The following is a 16,656-nucleotide window of genomic DNA, read 5'->3' as shown; positions in this document are numbered from 1 at the left end:
CCTGTTCTCTTGCCTTGTCATGCATCGGGCTGTCCGGCATGGCGGACAGCCCGGGTGACTGGGTCAGAAAGTGCCTGACGTTTACTTTGCCTTGTCGAACACTTCCGACAGTTGGTCGATGGTGCCGTGCAGCCCATTGAGGCCGCCGCCGACGAGATACCAGTTCTGCGACTTCAGATAGACGATCTGGTCTTTCTTCGCTGCCGTGGTCTGGCGAACGAGATCATTGTCGAGAACCTGCTGGGCGGAATTGCCTTCGCGACCGATAGCGGCGTCGCGGTCGATCACGAACAGCCAGTCAGGGTTGGTCTTGAGAATGAATTCCTGGCTGATCGGCTGGCCGTGATTACCCTTGGTGGTCAGGTCGGCTGCGGCAGGCGTCACGCCATAGGCGTCATGCAGCATGCCGAAGCGCGAGCCGGGGCCATAGGCGCTCATCTTGCCGCCGGTGGTGAGGATCAGAAGACCCGTGCCCTTGCCAGCGGTCTTCTGCTTCAGCGCGGCGACATCGGCGTTGAGCTTTTCGATTTCAGCCTTGGCTTCCGCTTCCTTGCCGAAAATCTGGCCAAGCTTTTCAACATTGGCTTCGGTCCCGCCGATCAGGTCTTTCGCAGAAACCGTCAGATCGATGGTCGGAGCAATCTTTGCGAGTTCCGGATATTTGGCTGCCGAACGACCACCGACAATGATGAGATCCGGCTCGGCGGCATTGATGGCTTCATAATCCGGCTCGAACAGGGTGCCGACTTTCGGATAATCGTCGGACTGGTACTTCTTGAGGAAGTCCGGGGCGGTGACCAGTGTCGGCACACCGGAAACCTTGACGCCGAGGCGGTCGAGATTGTCCAGCGTCGCGAGATCGAGCACGATTACCTTGGCTGGGGAAACAGGCACTGCCGTTTCACCCTGCGCATGCTTGACGGTGATGTCGGCAGCGCTCGCAACGGAGGCCAGAGAAAGAGCCACGACGGCTGCGCCACAGAGGCGGGCGACATGTTGGCCGAAATTCAGCATGGTGCACAATCCTTTCGTCAATCCTGTGCTTTATAGTCCAGTTTTCCGCAGGTCCAACCCCGGCGGAAGAAAAAGTGTCAATTGTCTGCGTGTTCCGGCTTCTTGCCGAGCAGAATGAAATCCAGACTGTCCTTCACCGTCAGCGGGATCATCGAGCCGTGGCCCTCATCGGGGAAGCGGTGGAACGTTGTTTCCAGCTGCGGCAGTTGTTCCAGTTCCTTGTAGACATCCACGCCCGAAGGCCCGCCGCGCAGCTTGCGCATGCGCTGAATGTCCTTAGCCGATTGGCCGGGACGGGAACCGCGTTTGCCGGAGGTTTCCATCAGCAAACGCAGCGGGTGCGGAGCCGATTTGAACGATGCGATGAAGCGATCCTTGTCCGACAGGATCGAATGATTATCCCACCAGATCGACGGATCGGCGGCGCTGTAGGTCTGGAAGGAATCCGTGTGATTGAACAGCGCATAGAGCGTGAACATCCCGCCCAGCGAATGGCCGAACAGCGCCTGCTTGCGCTTGTCGATGGCGAAGCGCTTCTCGATTTCCGGCTTCACCTGTCCTTCGATGAAGGTGAAGAAGGCATCGCGACCGCCGGTTTTCGGTTGGTTGGCAGGATCAGGCGTCAATTGTTCGCTGGTTGCCGAGGTCAGGTCGAAATAGCGCAGACGCACGATTTCATCCGGAACGTCGGTCGGATAACCGATCCCCACCAGAACGGCTTTCAGCTCTGCATCCTTGCCCATTTCAGCGGCGGCAAGCGGCAACATGCGGTTGCCGTCGACCATGTAGATGACGGGGTAGCCGCCTGCGGGAGCCGCCTCGGCAGGCGTTGCGGTGAAAATGCGATAGGAAATGCCGTTGGCTTCCATATCGAAGAATGCCCGCACAGGTTCCGCTGCCTGAACCGTGGAGGCAAAAAGCATGCTGCCAAGCATCAGGCACACGATCTTCATTATGTTTTTCAGAGCGCTCATCGAGCATCCATTCAATCCAATAATGACGCCAGCCTAACGAACGGCTGGCGTCATATTGCGTCAGATCAGAAGCGGGAGGTCATGCTGACCCAAAGGCGGCGACCGTCAACAACCGTGTTGAACTCATCGACATCGATCTGCTTGTCGAAGATGTTGTAGATGGCCGCGTTGAAGGTGACGTTCTCGCTGAAGTCATAGGAACCGCCGAGATCGACCGTTGCATATGGCTTGTATTTGCGCGCCAGAACGGTCTTTCCATCCGCTGCATAGATCGGCGTTCCAGCCGATCCGATACGAGCGCCGGCATTGGTTTCCTCGCCATGATAATTGGCGGCGGCCCATGCCTTCAGCCCATCGACCGGGGTGACCCAGTCGCCGCGCAGGCTCGCCATGTGCTTCGGCGTGCGGGCGAGCGGCAGGCCTGCATAGGTGCCGGTCTTCTGTTCCGAGTCCGTATAGGTGTAGTTACCGCGAAGGGTGATCGTATCTGTCGCTTCCCAGTTGAAGGTCAGCTCCACACCTTGAAGCACGGCTTCATCGATGTTGAAGGCATACCAGAGGCGATAGTTCGGATCTTCGCTCCAGCGAACCGGATCGCCATTGCTGTCGGTAACGAGCGCGTTGGAAATCTTGTCCTTGAAGTTGGTGTAGAAATAGGTCGCGCCGAGACGCAGCCCTTCCTGATTGTCCCACAACACGCTGGCTTCGTAGCTGGTGCTCTTTTCCGGCTCCAGATTTGGGTCGCCGATAATGACGCCACACGTACCGGTCGGGCCGTAGGAGCAACCGCCGCCGCCCGTCGTATAGGCATAGCCCGGCGCAATGGTGCGGATATCGGGGGCCTTGAAGCCGGTCGAAATGCCGCCCTTGAAGGTGATCTGGTCGGTTGCGTGCCAAACGGCGTAGCCGCGCGGGCTGAGATGCGAACCATAAACCTCGTGATCATCCATGCGCAGGCCGCCGGTCAGCGAGAAATCGGGCGTCAGCCACCATTCGTCTTCGGCGAAGAGCGCCCATTGGCGCACGCTGAATTCTTCGTCCAAACCTGTACGGCGTCCCGGATTCTGATCGGTGAGAACCGTATCCATGAACTGGCCGCCAGTGACGAGCGTGTGAGCGCCGTAGAGTTCGAACGGCGTGGTGAACTTGCCGTCCAGCACCGAGTTCTTCACATGTGGAGAGCGGAGATTCTCGACATAGCTCTTGGACGCGTTGCTCCAGTTGAAATTGGTCCGCTCGGACCATTCCTGCATGAAGGAGAATTCCGACGTCGTCGGGCCCCAGCGGCCGGTATGGCTGATCGACCAATGGTCACGGTCATTATAGTTGTAGGAATCGACAGCCGTAGCAGTCTTCTCCGTCGTATTACCGACCGTGCTGTCGCGGCGCAGACGCGTCTTGCCCAGCTCGAGCTGAACGTCGTGATCCTTGTTCGGCGTCCATGTGATACGCCCGGTGATGTCCACATCCTGCTGTTCGGGCGAACCGCTGACGATCTTGTCTTCCTGACGCTTCAGGCCGCGTCCCCAGAGCTGCACGCCGACAAGGTTCGGCACCAGCGGACCCGTTATGTAATAGGAGCCCTGAAGCGAGTTTCCGAACTTGGAGTGCTGCTGGGCAATGCCGTCCACCGTGAACGAGCCGCTCCACTTGTCCGACACTTTCTTGGTGATGATGTTGATGACGCCGCCCATCGCATCCGAGCCATAGAGCGAAGACATCGGGCCACGGATGACTTCGATGCGCTCAATGGCGTTTGCAGGCGGCAGGAAGCTTTGCTCGAAGCCCGAATTACCATTGGTGCGGGCATCGCGGGTGCTCTGGCGCTTGCCGTCGACCAGTAGCAGTGTGTAGGAGCCGGGAAGGCCGCGAATATAGATGTCGCGCTCGGCGGCAGGGCCGGTCACGGCCACACCCTGCACGTCCTTCAGGGCGTCAGTGAGGTCGCGATAAGCGCCTTTTTCAAGCTCTTCGCCCGGTACGACGGTGATGCTGGCGGGGGCATCGGTGATGTTCTGCTCAAAGCCTGTCGCCGTCACCACGATCTGGTTCAGCTTGACAGTGCCATCGGATGCCACACCGGCATCCTGCTCACCTTCCGCAGCCTTTTTCTTCTGGGCTTCGGTTTCTTCCGTTTCAGCCGCTGCCCCGGCCGTCTGTGCAAATGCAGCTGTCTGTCCGGCGAGCAGAACTGTCGAAAGACATGTTCCTGCGAGAATCGCCCCACGGATCAATTGCTTATTGGTCGTGTGCCTGCTTTGTGCGCCAATGACGCACAAGCCCCAAAACAAGCTCGTCATTTTTCATCACCGTCTAAAGTTGAGTTTTCTACTCTCCTTATGTATGGCAATAAGATGACGTCAATCTTCATGTTTTAGAAAAGTTCCAAGTTTCAAAAAACGCAACTGGCGAGGGCAGACAAAGGCTATGGCGGACAAGCGGACCAAGAGCGCAAAGCTGGCGGAAAAGGCCGAAAGCGACGGTGCGAATCTGCGTCTTGGCCAATTGCGCCTGCTGATTGCGCTCGATGCGCTTCTTGTGGAAGGCAGTGTCGGCGGTGCGGCCAAGCAGATGGGCTTGAGCATTCCAGCCATGAGTCGCCTGCTCGGACAGATTCGCGAACATTTCGATGATCCGATCTTTGTCCGTTCCGGTCGCGCGATGATCGCGACGCCAAAGGCCGAAGCATTGCGCGGGCGTTTGCGGCGTTTGGCCAATGAAGCCGATGCCTTGATGAAGCCCGGTTCTGAAAACGCGCATGTGTCGGCCTGTACGGGCCATCATGGATGGAACCGCAGCGCCATCGTAACGCCGCCGCCATTGACGATCCGCAAGGTGACGGACTTGGAGAACCATCCATCGGCGGAATATACCGCCGCCCAGTTTGCCGATATCCAGAGCGAAAACGATCCGACACGGCGGCTTGCGAAATATATTGCGGTCATTGGCCGTAAAGCGGGACACACCCGCCCCCTGGAAATGCATGAGGCCGAAGATGCCTTCACGACCATCTTCGCGGGCGAAGCCGACCCGATGCAGATCAGCGCGCTTCTGCGCCTGATCCATTATCGCGGTCTGACAGCGCCGGAGCTTGCGGGCATGGCACGTGCATCGGGACGGTTCTATGCCGCCGATGCCAGCATCAACACACCGGCGCTGGACTGGCCTGCCTACCTGTCTCCAAATTCCGCGCAGTCGCCTTGGTTCATGCTGTCAGCATTGCTTGTCGCGCGCGCCGGTTATCCGGTACTCGTGCATGGTAGTTGCGGTGTGGGCGAACTGGCGGGCAAGCTGGAGATCGCAGCAGAAGCGATCAATCTGCCGATTGCCACGTCGCATGAGATGGCGGAAAGCGCGCTCAGAGCCCATGGCATATGCTTCATGCCGATGCCGGGTTTTGCACCGCAGGTGCAGGCGCTGTTGGCGCTTTATCCGCTGTTCGAATCCCGTTCGCCGGTGAACAGTCTCGTGCACCTTCTGAACCCGATGGGGCTGAAATCGACGTTTCTCGGCGTGTCTCAGCCCGCCTATCGCGAGCTGCACCGCGATGCGGCTGTGCTTCTCGACATGCAGTCGGTTTCAGTCGTCTCGACCAGCCGCGATGTGGCGGAACTCGTTCCGCACCGCAAGCACACCATCTATCGCTATGTGCAGGGGCAATCGAGCGCATTACAACTGCCGACGCTTTCGAAGGAAAGCAGCGACAAGCATTCAAGCCTCAGTTCGTTTGAATATTGGCATGGGGTGTGGACAGGTGCGGCGGTGGACAAACGCGCCGAAGGCACGGTCATAGCCACGGCGGCCATGGCGATGATGACGGCTTCTGCCGCTGGCAATGACAGCTATGATGCGTTCCATCAGAAGGCCGCCGACTTGTGGCGCAGCCGCCATGCGAGTCATGCATAAGCCGAAAATTGGTAGGGGTTAACCCCAATATCGGGAGCACATCCTCCGTCCTATTATCCCCCCGTCAAGCAAATGGGGAGGATTTGCCGGAGGAGCGATACGTGCGAACTGATGGGCCATGTTCTGGCATCCGTTCCGCCACGACCCAACCCGTCCAGCGTCCTTTCAAGCTGACTCACCGCACCACCGCTTAAGGCGTGCTGCGCGCGTATCCGCGCGCCGGTCAAGCCTCCCCATTTGGCGTCTGGTGTGGCGACCTGAGGAAGATCAGAAAGGACCCACTATGTCCAAGAAGAAATGCGCGATCATTGGTTCCGGCAATATTGGCACGGATTTGATGATCAAGGTGATGCGCACGTCGAAGAATATCGAGATGGGCGCAATGGTCGGCATCGATCCGAATTCGGATGGTCTGGCACGCGCCGCACGGCTTGGCGTGCCGGTCACCCATGAAGGCATCGACGGGCTGATGCGTATGCCGGAATATCGCGATATCGATATCGTGTTCGATGCAACCTCGGCCAAGGCGCATCTGCATAATGACGCGCTGTTGCAGAAGGACGGCAAGAAGGTCATCGACCTGACACCTGCCGCCATCGGCCCTTTCACCATTCCGGCCATCAATGGCGACGCCAATATTGATGAGCCGAACGTCAACATGGTCACATGCGGCGGTCAGGCGACGATCCCGATGGTCTATGCCGTCAAGCGCGCCACCGACCGCGTGGTCTATGGCGAAATCGTCGCTTCGATTTCGTCGCGTTCGGCTGGTCCCGGCACCCGCGCGAATATTGACGAGTTTACCGAAACCACGTCGAAGGCGATCCGCGATCTGGGCGGTGCCGAACGTGGCAAGGCACTGATCATTCTCAATCCGGCCGAACCGCCGCTGATCATGCGCGATACGGTGTTTGTTCTGTCGCAGGGCGGCAGCCGCGAAGCCATCGAGGCTTCGATTGCCGAAATGGTCAAGACGGTTCAGGCCTATGTACCGGGCTATCGCCTGAAGCAGAAAGTGCAGTTCGAAGTCATCGGCGATAATGCACCGGTTCGCGTGCCGGGCATCGGGCTCGTATCGGGTCTCAAGACGACGATCCTGCTCGAGGTGGAAGGCGCTGCACATTACTTGCCTGCCTATGCGGGCAATCTCGACATCATGACATCCGCTGCATTGGTCACTGCCGATCATTGGGCAGCAAAAGCGCTTGCCAAGGAGGCTGCATAATGGCCCGCTCCAATCCCGATAAGCTCTATGTTCAGGATGTCACGCTGCGCGACGGCATGCATTCGATCCGCCATCAATACACGCTGAAGGATGTCGTTGCCATTGCGAAGGCGCTGGATGCAGCCAAGGTGGACGCGATTGAAATCACCCATGGTGACGGCCTTGCCGGTTCGACCTTCAATTATGGTTTTGGCCTGCATGACGATGTCGAATGGATCGGCGCAGTTGCCGACGCCTGCGAGCATGCCCGCGTCACCGTGCTGCTCATTCCGGGCATTGGCACGGTGCATGATCTGAAGGAAGCCTACAAGGCTGGTGCACGTTCGGTTCGTGTTGCAACCCATTGCACCGAGGCTGACGTGTCGCGCCAGCATATCGAGGCTGCGCGTGAACTGGGCATGGACACGATCGGCTTCCTGATGATGTCGCATATGGCTGAGCCGGAAAAGCTGGTCGAACAGGCGAAGCTGATGGAAAGCTATGGCGCGGAATGCGTCTATGTCACCGACTCGGCAGGCGCGCTGCTGCCCGAGCAATATACGCTGCGCGTGAAGGCGCTGCGCGATGCGCTGCGTCCGGAAACCGAAATCGGCGTTCACACCCACCACAATCTGACACTCGGCGTTGCCAATGCCGTTGCCGGTATCGAAGCGGGCGCTGTTCGCGTTGATGCATCGCTGGCAGGCATGGGGGCTGGCGCTGGCAATGCGCCGCTTGAAGGTCTGATCGCCGTTCTCAACCGCAAGGGCATTGATACGGGCTGCGATCTCTATGGCCTGATGGATGCAGCTGACGATCTGGTGCGTCCGCTGCAGGACCGTCCGGTGCGGGTGGACCGTGAAAGCCTCTCGCTCGGCTATGCAGGCGTCTATTCGAGCTTCCTGCGTCATGCGGAAAACGCCTCGAAACTCTATGGCGTCGATACGCGTGAAATCCTCATCGAACTTGGCAAGCGCCGCATGGTCGGCGGCCAGGAAGACATGATCATCGACGTCGCCCTCGACATTCTTAAAAACAAGGCCGCTTAAGCGGCCCACTCAGGAGGAAATGCTATGACCGTCTTGGAGGGCGCGGCTTCTGCACGCGTAGAAAAAGACACTTTGATTACCGATGGCGACCGCCGTCGCGCGCTGATTGGCAGCGCGGTTGGCAGCACCATCGAATGGTATGATTACTTCCTTTATGGCACCATGTCGGCCATCGTGTTCGGAAAGCTGTTCTTTCCGTCCGACGATCCGGTCACCAGCCAGCTTCTGGCGCTTGCCTCTTTCGCGCTGGCTTTCTTGATCCGCCCCATTGGCGGCATTCTGTTCAGCCATATCGGCGACCGTATCGGTCGCAAGAAGACGCTTGTCATCACCCTTTCCATCATGGGTGTATCGACGGTGCTGATCGGCCTGATGCCGACCTATGCCACCATCGGCGTCTGGGCGCCGATCATCCTGACGCTCTTGCGTCTGTTGCAGGGCCTCGCCCTTGGCGGTGAATGGGGCGGCGGCGTGCTTCTGGCGGTGGAATATTCCCCGCGTCAAAAGCGCGGCTTCTATGGCGCGGTGCCGCAAACCGGCGCATTGTTCGGTCTGGCGCTCGGCAATCTGGTGACATCCGGCCTTGCGCTCGGCTTCTCGGAAGAAGCTTTCCTGTCCTATGGATGGCGCATTCCGTTCGTGCTTTCCATCGTGCTGGTCGCTATCGGCATGTGGATCCGCAACGCTGTTGACGAAACCCCGTCCTTCAAGCGTGTGGCTGCGGCCAATACCGCGAAGAAAGTGCCGCTGTTCGAAACGCTGACCAAGCATTGGCGCGCGGTTCTGATCGTCATCGGTGCGAAGTTCATCGAAACCTCGACCTTCTTCCTGTTTGCAACCTTCACCGTTTCCTATCTCGTAGGACTGGGTTTCGAGCGCGTTCACGCTCTCAATTCGGTGCTGATCGCCGCTTTGATCGCTGTTCCGGTCATGCTCTATTTCGGCAGCCTGTCCGACCGAATCGGCCGCAAGAAGGTCTTTCTGCTCGGCACGGTCGCGATGGTCATCTATACCGTGCCTTACTTCTGGCTGCTCAATCAGGGTTCGTGGCTCGTGGCGACGCTCGCCGTCGTGATCGGCTTTGCCATCATCTGGTCGACCTACGGTTCGGTGCTTGGCACGTTCTTCGCAGAAAGCTTCCCCGCAGATGTCCGCTATACGGGCGTTTCGCTTGGCTATCAGGTGGGCGCAGCTATTGTCGGCGGTCCGCTGCCGCTGATCGCAACGGCTCTGCTGGCCAAGTATAATGGCAGCTATCTGCCGATTGCTGTGTTCATCGCGGCTTGTGGCGTCATCTCGCTGATTGCGGTGGCCTGCACGACCGACCGAAGCGGTCAGCAGCTCGACGACTGAGCCTGATCTGCAAAATTGAAGAAGCCGGCTTATGCCGGCTTCTTTTTTGCGCTTTCGCTAAAGGACAGTTTCTGGCGAACCAGCTCCGCCACATTCGTCACTTGCATCTTTTCCATCACGCGGCTGCGATGCACCTCAACCGTCTTGATGCTGATATCCATCAGATCGGCGATCTGCTTGTTGAGCTTTCCGGCCACAATATATTCCAGCACTTCCTTTTCGCGCTGCGTCAGGCTCTCATAGCGGCGGGCAAAATCATCCGCCTGCTGGCGCAGCCGCGCATTGTCGCGCGCCTTGGCGAGAGAGAATTCGATCCGCTCCAGTACATACTGGTCGTCGAGCGGCTTTTCTATGAAATCTACCACGCCGTCGCGAAAGGCTGTGACAGCCATCGGCACGTCGCCATGGCCGGTGACGATGATGGTCGGCAGATCGACGCCAAGCGCCTGCAGACGGCGGTGCAGTTCAAGGCCAGTTATGCCCGACATGCGTACATCGGCAATCACGCAGCCGGACATGTCTGGCGATGCAACATCCAGAAAAGCTTCTGCCGAATCGAAAGCGCGAACGGTGTATTGGCTCGATTCCAGCAACCAGACGAGCGAATCCCGAAAAGCTTCGTCGTCATCGATGACATAGACCGCTTCGCTCATGCCGCCTTTTCCTGATGAGTGCTGCTTACAGGCAGCGTGAAATGAAAGGACATCCCCAGAGCTTGGCCCTGAGTTTGGCCTTGATTTGGCGCCGCCCAGAGCCTTCCACGGTGAAACTCCATGATCGAGCGGCAGATATTGAGCCCAACGCCCATGCCCTCGGCCTTGGTCGTATAGAAAGGGTCGAATATCTTGCCCAACTCGTCTTCCGCAATGCCTTGCCCGAAATCCTGCACGGTTGTTTCCACTTCCTGCCCGTCGGGACTGATTCTGGCGGAAACAATGATATCGCGTCTCGGCGCGGGCATTGCCGATGTGGCCTCGATGGCGTTTCGTAAGAGATTGAACACAACCTGCTCGATCATTACCCGGTCGGCCAGAACGGTTGGCAGGTCTTTCGCGATATCAACCTTGATCTTGAACCCGCGCCTGCGCGATTCGATCTCGGCGATGGATGCGGTCTCCTCGACAATCTCCCGCAATATTTGCGGCTGCGGGGTCGGTTCGCTGCGACGCAGAAAATCGCGAATGCGCGACACGATGCCGGATGCGCGGCTTGCCTGCCGCGACGCTTTCTTCATGGCGTCGAGCAGTGCAGCGCGGTCATCGGTGCCAGCCTCCAGCCGCCGCACCGATCCCATGCAATAATTGCTGACTGCGGCGAGCGGCTGGTTCAGCTCATGGGCAAGGCTAACGGCCATTTCACCCATGGAAATCAGCCTCGCCGTCTGTTCGAGCCGCAGGGCGCTGTCGCGCTCGAAGGCAAGTGCGGCCTCGCGTTCGGCTTGCGCCTTGGCTTCCTGTTCGCGCATCTTCGCTTGCAGAATCTCGAACTCCTGGCCGGTTTTCTTGAAAATCTCCACGGCGCGCGCAATATCGCCAATCTCGTCGCGGCGATCCTGATCCTTGACCGTCAGATCATATTTGCGGCGGGTCAGCTGTCCGATTACCGCTGTCAGTCGCCCGAGCGGTCGCGTGATGCTGCGCGACAGGAGAATCAGAAGTGCTGTGGTGACAACGGCGATGGTGGCAAGAATGCCGCCTGCGCGCAGCAGCACGGCCTTGGTTTCGCTATCCACATCTTCCAGATAGATGCCGGTCGCGATGAACCACCGCCACGGCTCGAACGGCATGACATAGGCCATTTTCTCGCCGCTCACATTCGTATTGGGCTTGGTGAATTCATAACGCACCACGCCGCCGCCGGACTTGGCGGTGTCGATCTGCATCTGCACGTAATGGCGGCCTTCGGAATCGACCAATGTGGATGCATCCGTGCCTTCAAGATCGGGGCGGATCGGCAAAAGCACGGAATTGCCGTCGAAATCGTCGATGAAGAAATACTCGTCATTGGCATAACGCAGCTTGCGCAGCGTTTCGACGGCATTGTGCTTGGCCGCAGCTTCGCTGATCTCGCCGCCTTGGAAGCGATCATATTCTTCCTGAATGATCTTGCGGCCGATTTCCGTCAGGTTGCGAACCATGGTGACACGGTCATCGATCATCTGTTCGCGCAGCGCATGCACCGTCACGGCGGCCATGACCAGCAAGCCGATCAGGCTGACAAGGCTCGACAGAAGAAGTTTGGAACCGATACCCAATTTGATTCTCATGATGAAATTTCGCCACCGCCGATAGAAGCGGTCAGCCCGCAATTCTCGTTTCCATTCACTGTTGCAGCAGCACGGCGGCGTTGGCAACCGCCAGTGCACAAGGATTTTTTCCGGTGCCGGGGTCTATCAACTTTGTGTCATTTGCCCTAGATCATCCAGGAATACGATACAGATTATCAGCCGTTGTCGTCGAAATGCCGCGACAACCAAATATGCCGGGTTCCAGCCTGTTTGCAGTGGATGCCTCCCCATTGCCACGCGACAGGCCAGCTGGTTGCATCTCTGAAGGGCCTAAAATGGAAAAAGCAGATATCGGAATGGTCGGTCTTGGCGTGATGGGTTCCAACCTGGCGCTGAATATAGCCGAGAAGGGCTACACGGTTGCTGTCTATGATCGTGACGAGCCCGTGCTGAAAGCTTTCCTCGATAAAGCTGGTCCGCTGCGTGACAAGATCATCCCTTGCGTCACCTTCGAAGAATTGGCGGAAAATACGCGCAAGCCGCGTCCGTTCATCTTTCTGATCAAGGCGGGCGCGCCCGTCGATGCTGAAACGACCCGCCTCAAGGCTCTTCTCGAGAAGGGCGATATCATGATCGACGCGGGCAATTCCGATTATCGCGACACGGTCCGCCGTCTCAAGGCGCTCGGCCCGAACGATCCGACCTTCGTTGGCATGGGTGTTTCCGGCGGTGCGGAAGGCGCGCGCCATGGCCCGTCGATGATGGTGGGCGGAACGCCGGAAGCTTATGAGCGCATTGCGCCGATCCTTCTTGCTGCCGCTGCGAAATATAAGGGCGAGCCGTGCTGTGCACTGGTTGGTCCCGACGGTGCGGGCCATTTCGTCAAGACGATCCATAATGGCATCGAATATGCCGATATGCAGATGATCGCCGAGATCTACGGCATCCTGCGCGACGGTCTCAGCCTGTCGGCTCCGGCCATTGGCGATGTGTTCGAAAAATGGAATTCAGGCCCGCTCGATTCCTATCTGATCGAGATCACCGCCAAGGTTTTGAAGACCACCGATCCGGAAAGCGGCAAGGCGATGGTCGACATGATCCTCGACGAAGCCGGGCAGAAGGGCACCGGACGCTGGGCTGCCATCGAAGCACAGATGCTAGGCGTTCCCGCAACAGCAATTGAAGCTGCGGTTGCGGCGCGTTCGCTTTCGTCGCTCAAGGCCGAGCGGCAGGAAGCCGCGAGCATCTACAAGCCTGCGCCGCGCACGCTTGATGTTGCTGATCACACCAAGTTCCTTGCCGATCTGGAGCAGGCACTGCTTGCTGGCAAGATCGCAGCCTATGCGCAGGGCTTTGCCGTGATGGAAGCGGCCTCGAAAGAGCATGGCTGGAACATTCCGCTGGCCACCACCGCCCGCATCTGGCGCGCCGGTTGCATCATCCGTTCGGAACTGTTGGACGATATCGCCCAGGCATTCGAGGGCAATGAAAGCCGCAACCTTCTGCTGGCTCCGGCTTTTGTCGGGCGTATGCAAAAGGCGTCCAAGGGCTTGCGGAACATCGTTTCCAAGGCTGCGGTTGCTGGCTTGCCGGTTCCCGCACTTGCTTCGGCGCTCAACTATTTCGACAGCTACACGCAGTCACTGGGTACGGCCAACCTCATTCAGGGCCAGCGCGATTTCTTCGGTTCGCATGGCTTCAAGCGCATCGACAAGGATGGCGATTTCCACGGCCCGTGGGGCGAGTAATCGCTCCCTTTTGTTACTGCATTAAAAAAGCCGCCCAATCGGGCGGCTTTTTGTTTGCGGTTATGCTTTGTCAGGTTGCATCGAGATAGGGCTTCAAGGGCATATCGTCGTGCGTAGGGACCGTTTGCCGCTCGATCATGTGGTGAATACGGGGAGGGCCGTCGCCGCGATGCAACTCATCAAGATGCTTTGCGACCTCGGCATCCGCATGGGTCAGCCGCTGGCTGTGGCGAATATATTCGATCCAGGTCGGCACGTGGTAGCTTTCCGTCCAGATGCGCGGATTTTCCAGATCGCGCAACAACACCCATTGCTTGGCGCCGTCGCGAATTCTGGTGCGCCGCCGCAGCGCCATTGTCGCAAGGAACTCCGGCACATCTGTCTGGTCGATGGAATAATCGACCATCACCATGATTGGGCCGCTGCGCGCGCGCAGATCCAGCTGCAGTTGTGGTTCGCTGAAGGCGTTGGTCGGATCGAGGTTCAACGATTCGAAATTGGGCTGGCGCAGGATGAAGCCGAGCAGCCCGCCGACGATCAGTACGGCGCTCGCGATAAACAGTGCGCCTGAAACGCTTTGCAGATCGGCCAGTTCACCCCAGACCCAGCTTCCCAAGGCCATGCCGCCGAAGGTCGCCGTCTGGTATAGCGACAAGGCACGACCAACGACCCAGCGCGGGGTTGAAAGCTGCACCGTCACATTGAACAGCGAGAAGGCCTGCACCCAGGCCATGCCTGCTGGCATCAGCAGAAGACAGCTCAGCCACACCCGGTTGCTCATCGCGAGGAAGAAACAGCTGACGGCGAGCGCGAAGAATGCGCCGCGGATCACCCATTCATTGCTGAGAATATCGCGCACCCGCCCGATCAGCAGTGCTCCGCAGATTGCGCCGAACCCGAAAAAGCCGAGCATAATGCCATAGGTAATGGCGGTGCCCTGCACCTGATCGCGAGCAACAAGTGGCAGGAGCGCCAGAATCACCACGGCGCTGAAGCCGAAAGCGAATGAACGCACCATGACTTTCAACAGATTGGGCGACATGGTCACATAACGAAAACCTGCCGACATAGCGCTGCCGAAGGATTCGCGCGGCAACGGGTTTCGCGGCGTCACTTTCTTCCAGCGGAAAAGCGCGAAGATCAGGGCGAAATAGCAGAATACGTTAAAGAGAAAGGCAAAGGCCGCACCAGCCGTCGCAACGATGATGCCGCCAATAGCCGGGCCGATGCTGCGCATGAGATTATAGCTCATGCTGTTGAGCGCAACGGCTCCCGGCAAGTGCTCACGGGGAACAATGTCGCCCATCGAGGCCTGCCAGGATGGATTATAGAGTGCGCCGCCACATCCGATCAGAAATGTGAGGCTGAGCAGCAGCCACGGTGTCAGCACATTGCCATAAGCCAGCAGCGCCAGCATTGCCGAAAAGCACAGCATCATCATCTGCGCGATCAGCATGATGCGGCGACGATCGTAATTGTCCGCCAATGCCCCGGCAGCGAGCGAAAAGATCATCACTGGCAGGGTCATCGATGCCTGAACGAGAGCCACCATCCCGTGCGATGTGGTCAGACTGGTCATCAACCAACCGGCGGCGACACCTTCGATCAGTCCACCCAGATTCGAAACCAGCGTTGCCGACCAAAGCGAACGAAATGTCCGGGACTGAAAGGATTCGAGCGGAGAGGCGCTTTTGGGCATGGCGATTTTCTGCATCTACAGGCTTGGCTCTGGCCTGTTGAAAACGGACTCAGAGAAAGCGCATCGGCGGGATGCAGACGAAAGTATAATGAATTGCGCGTTTCGGGAACAACCGAGTAAGAAATTGCCCATCACTGAACAAAACAGGATGAAATATCCCGTCGTTCGGGGTTCGAGGGCATTCTGCACTCTTCTTACGACACTATTTTATACGTCATCCTTATATATAGCAGTGTGAATGACGCCGTCCGCCCCGCACCAGGCGCGATACATGCCCTCGCTGTTCATAGGTAGGCTGATATTGCCTTTGCGATCCACGGCAATCAGTCCGCCTTCGCCGCCGATTCCCCCTAGTTCCCGTACAACATCGCCCGCAGCTTGCTGCAGAGCCTGACCGGCCCAGCGCATGCGCGCGTCAATTTCATGCCCAACGGCCCAGCGAATGAAATATTCGCCATGTCCTGTCGCCGATATGGCCGCCGTTGCATCGTCAGCCCAGGTTCCTGCGCCAATGATCGGGCTATCGCCGACCCGTCCCGGTGTTTTGGCGGTCATGCCGCCTGTGGACGTCGCTGCCGCCAGATGGCCTTGGCTGTCAAGAGCGACTGCTCCGACGGTTCCGTGCTTGCGGGCAGGGTCTTCGTCACCAGTTAACCCCTGCTTGCGCCGGTCCATGACGGCCTTCAGTGCAGCCCGACGCGGTTCGGTTGAGAACCAGTCTGGCGACATCATCTCAAGGTCGGCAGTCTCGCAGAATTGCTTTGCGCCTTCGCCCGCGAGAAAAACATGTTCGGTTTTCTCCATCACGGTGCGGGCTGCCAGAATCGGATGCCGTGGCCCGCAGATACCGGAAATCGCGCCGCAACTGCGTGTCGCGCCGTCCATAATGGCTGCGTCCATCTCGTGAGTCGCATTCGAGGTAAACACTGCACCGCGCCCGGCATTAAATAGAGGGTCATCCTCAAGCGCCATCACCGCGGCCGTTACGGCATCAAGCGCAGATCCGTCTTTCTGCAAGACGCCAAGACCAGCCTGAAGGCAGGCTTTAAGGCTGGCGTGAAACGCAGCTTCGCGTTCCGGCGTCATCTTTGATTTGAGGATGACGCCTGCGCCGCCATGCAATGCGATAACTGGCGTGAATTCACTCACGAGGCAGCCCCTTAATTATATATACGTCGCGAATAGCCTACCTAAGTTAGCAGGCAGATGCGATCCTCTGCCAACCATATAGTGTCGCCGGTAATTGGGTGACTGCTCAGTTCTGCCCACTCAACGCAGAATCGAAGGCCTATCCTGCCTAAGAAGTGGTAAATTTCTGACTTTCTCCCTGTGGAAAAGAAAACCGGATTTTTGTTTGAAGTGGTGTTGACAGTTTGGCTTAGTCCGCCCTATATAGCGCCACAACGAGGGCGGCGACGCTGCTAGCGGCAGGTTGCTTCGTCCTTGAGTTCTGGTGAAAGCGGTTGACTTAGTGTTGGCAGG

At 58.3% G+C, this 16,656-nt stretch carries 12 protein-coding genes; 5 read left to right on the top strand and 7 right to left on the bottom strand.

The window, feature by feature from the left end:
- Positions 1–81: 81 nt before the first annotated feature.
- The 3 genes from FHW00_RS08250 to FHW00_RS08240 all read right to left on the bottom strand — a co-directional run bounded on the left by FHW00_RS08250 (position 82) and on the right by FHW00_RS08240 (position 4,288).
- Positions 82–1,014, bottom strand: coding sequence for a siderophore ABC transporter substrate-binding protein (locus tag FHW00_RS08250; protein ID WP_078338420.1), 933 nt, complete (start codon positions 1,012–1,014; stop codon positions 82–84).
- 77 nt (positions 1,015–1,091) lie between these two features.
- Positions 1,092–1,988, bottom strand: coding sequence for an alpha/beta hydrolase (locus tag FHW00_RS08245; protein ID WP_078338401.1), 897 nt, complete (start codon positions 1,986–1,988; stop codon positions 1,092–1,094).
- A gap of 65 nt (positions 1,989–2,053) precedes the next feature.
- The gene (locus FHW00_RS08240; RefSeq protein ID WP_139364368.1) at positions 2,054–4,288 is read right to left on the bottom strand and encodes a TonB-dependent receptor domain-containing protein; all 2,235 of its coding nucleotides are present in this window, start codon (positions 4,286–4,288) and stop codon (positions 2,054–2,056) included.
- A 127-nt stretch (positions 4,289–4,415) separates the two neighbouring features.
- Between FHW00_RS08240 and FHW00_RS08235 the strand changes: the two genes are divergently transcribed.
- The 4 genes from FHW00_RS08235 (at position 4,416) to FHW00_RS08220 (ending at position 9,500) form a co-directional block, all read left to right on the top strand.
- A complete protein-coding gene (locus tag FHW00_RS08235) occupies positions 4,416–5,894 on the top strand; it encodes a glycosyl transferase family protein (protein WP_078338402.1) in 1,479 nt (492 codons plus the stop codon).
- A 283-nt stretch (positions 5,895–6,177) separates the two neighbouring features.
- Positions 6,178–7,119 (top strand): acetaldehyde dehydrogenase (acetylating), encoded by a 942-nt coding sequence (locus FHW00_RS08230; RefSeq protein ID WP_113534992.1) that lies wholly within the window; start codon positions 6,178–6,180, stop codon positions 7,117–7,119.
- Positions 7,119–8,147 (top strand): 4-hydroxy-2-oxovalerate aldolase, encoded by a 1,029-nt coding sequence (dmpG, locus tag FHW00_RS08225; RefSeq protein ID WP_078341324.1) that lies wholly within the window; start codon positions 7,119–7,121, stop codon positions 8,145–8,147. The genes FHW00_RS08230 and dmpG overlap by 1 nt, the downstream gene beginning before the upstream one ends.
- Positions 8,148–8,171: 24 nt before the next feature.
- Positions 8,172–9,500 carry an MFS transporter gene (locus FHW00_RS08220; RefSeq protein ID WP_078341323.1) on the top strand — a complete coding sequence of 443 codons (1,329 nt, stop codon included), beginning with the start codon at positions 8,172–8,174 and terminating at the stop codon, positions 9,498–9,500.
- A 29-nt stretch (positions 9,501–9,529) separates the two neighbouring features.
- Here the strand turns inward: FHW00_RS08220 and FHW00_RS08215 are convergent, their stop codons facing one another.
- Together FHW00_RS08215 and FHW00_RS08210 are read right to left on the bottom strand one after the other, a co-directional pair.
- Entirely contained in the window at positions 9,530–10,153 is a 624-nt protein-coding gene (locus FHW00_RS08215) for a response regulator transcription factor (RefSeq protein ID WP_078341322.1), read from the bottom strand.
- Positions 10,150–11,766, bottom strand: a complete 1,617-nt coding sequence (locus FHW00_RS08210) for a cache domain-containing protein (RefSeq protein WP_078341321.1) — start codon at positions 11,764–11,766, stop codon at positions 10,150–10,152. The genes FHW00_RS08215 and FHW00_RS08210 overlap by 4 nt, the downstream gene beginning before the upstream one ends.
- A 296-nt stretch (positions 11,767–12,062) precedes the next feature.
- Between FHW00_RS08210 and gndA the strand changes: the two genes are divergently transcribed.
- Positions 12,063–13,475: an NADP-dependent phosphogluconate dehydrogenase gene (gene gndA / locus FHW00_RS08205; protein WP_113534990.1), complete on the top strand. Its 1,413-nt coding sequence runs from the start codon at positions 12,063–12,065 to the stop codon at positions 13,473–13,475.
- Between the two features lie 70 nt (positions 13,476–13,545).
- Here the strand turns inward: gndA and FHW00_RS08200 are convergent, their stop codons facing one another.
- Both FHW00_RS08200 and FHW00_RS08195 read right to left on the bottom strand, forming a co-directional pair.
- A complete protein-coding gene (locus FHW00_RS08200) occupies positions 13,546–15,174 on the bottom strand; it encodes an MFS transporter (protein ID WP_078341325.1) in 1,629 nt (542 codons plus the stop codon).
- A 207-nt stretch (positions 15,175–15,381) separates the two neighbouring features.
- The gene (locus FHW00_RS08195; RefSeq protein ID WP_078341320.1) at positions 15,382–16,323 is read right to left on the bottom strand and encodes an isoaspartyl peptidase/L-asparaginase family protein; all 942 of its coding nucleotides are present in this window, start codon (positions 16,321–16,323) and stop codon (positions 15,382–15,384) included.
- Positions 16,324–16,656: the final 333 nt, after the last annotated feature.

This window comes from Ochrobactrum sp. P6BSIII, from assembly GCF_014138065.1.
Taxonomy (GTDB): domain Bacteria; phylum Pseudomonadota; class Alphaproteobacteria; order Rhizobiales; family Rhizobiaceae; genus Brucella.
The sequence above is the reverse complement of the archived record's forward strand: the minus strand, read 5'-3'. Positions and strand labels throughout refer to the sequence as shown.

What these genes read in the sequence shown, in the direction of transcription:
- FHW00_RS08250 (WP_078338420.1), bottom strand. Translation starts at nt 1,014, where the DNA reads ATGCTGAATTTCGGCCAACATGTCGCCCGCCTCTGTGGCGCAGCCGTC.
- FHW00_RS08245 (WP_078338401.1), bottom strand. Translation starts at nt 1,988, where the DNA reads ATGAGCGCTCTGAAAAACATAATGAAGATCGTGTGCCTGATGCTTGGC.
- FHW00_RS08240 (WP_139364368.1), bottom strand. Translation starts at nt 4,288, where the DNA reads ATGACGAGCTTGTTTTGGGGCTTGTGCGTCATTGGCGCACAAAGCAGG.
- FHW00_RS08235 (WP_078338402.1), top strand. Translation starts at nt 4,416, where the DNA reads ATGGCGGACAAGCGGACCAAGAGCGCAAAGCTGGCGGAAAAGGCCGAA.
- FHW00_RS08230 (WP_113534992.1), top strand. Translation starts at nt 6,178, where the DNA reads ATGTCCAAGAAGAAATGCGCGATCATTGGTTCCGGCAATATTGGCACG.
- dmpG (WP_078341324.1), top strand. Translation starts at nt 7,119, where the DNA reads ATGGCCCGCTCCAATCCCGATAAGCTCTATGTTCAGGATGTCACGCTG.
- FHW00_RS08220 (WP_078341323.1), top strand. Translation starts at nt 8,172, where the DNA reads ATGACCGTCTTGGAGGGCGCGGCTTCTGCACGCGTAGAAAAAGACACT.
- FHW00_RS08215 (WP_078341322.1), bottom strand. Translation starts at nt 10,153, where the DNA reads ATGAGCGAAGCGGTCTATGTCATCGATGACGACGAAGCTTTTCGGGAT.
- FHW00_RS08210 (WP_078341321.1), bottom strand. Translation starts at nt 11,766, where the DNA reads ATGAGAATCAAATTGGGTATCGGTTCCAAACTTCTTCTGTCGAGCCTT.
- gndA (WP_113534990.1), top strand. Translation starts at nt 12,063, where the DNA reads ATGGAAAAAGCAGATATCGGAATGGTCGGTCTTGGCGTGATGGGTTCC.
- FHW00_RS08200 (WP_078341325.1), bottom strand. Translation starts at nt 15,174, where the DNA reads ATGCCCAAAAGCGCCTCTCCGCTCGAATCCTTTCAGTCCCGGACATTT.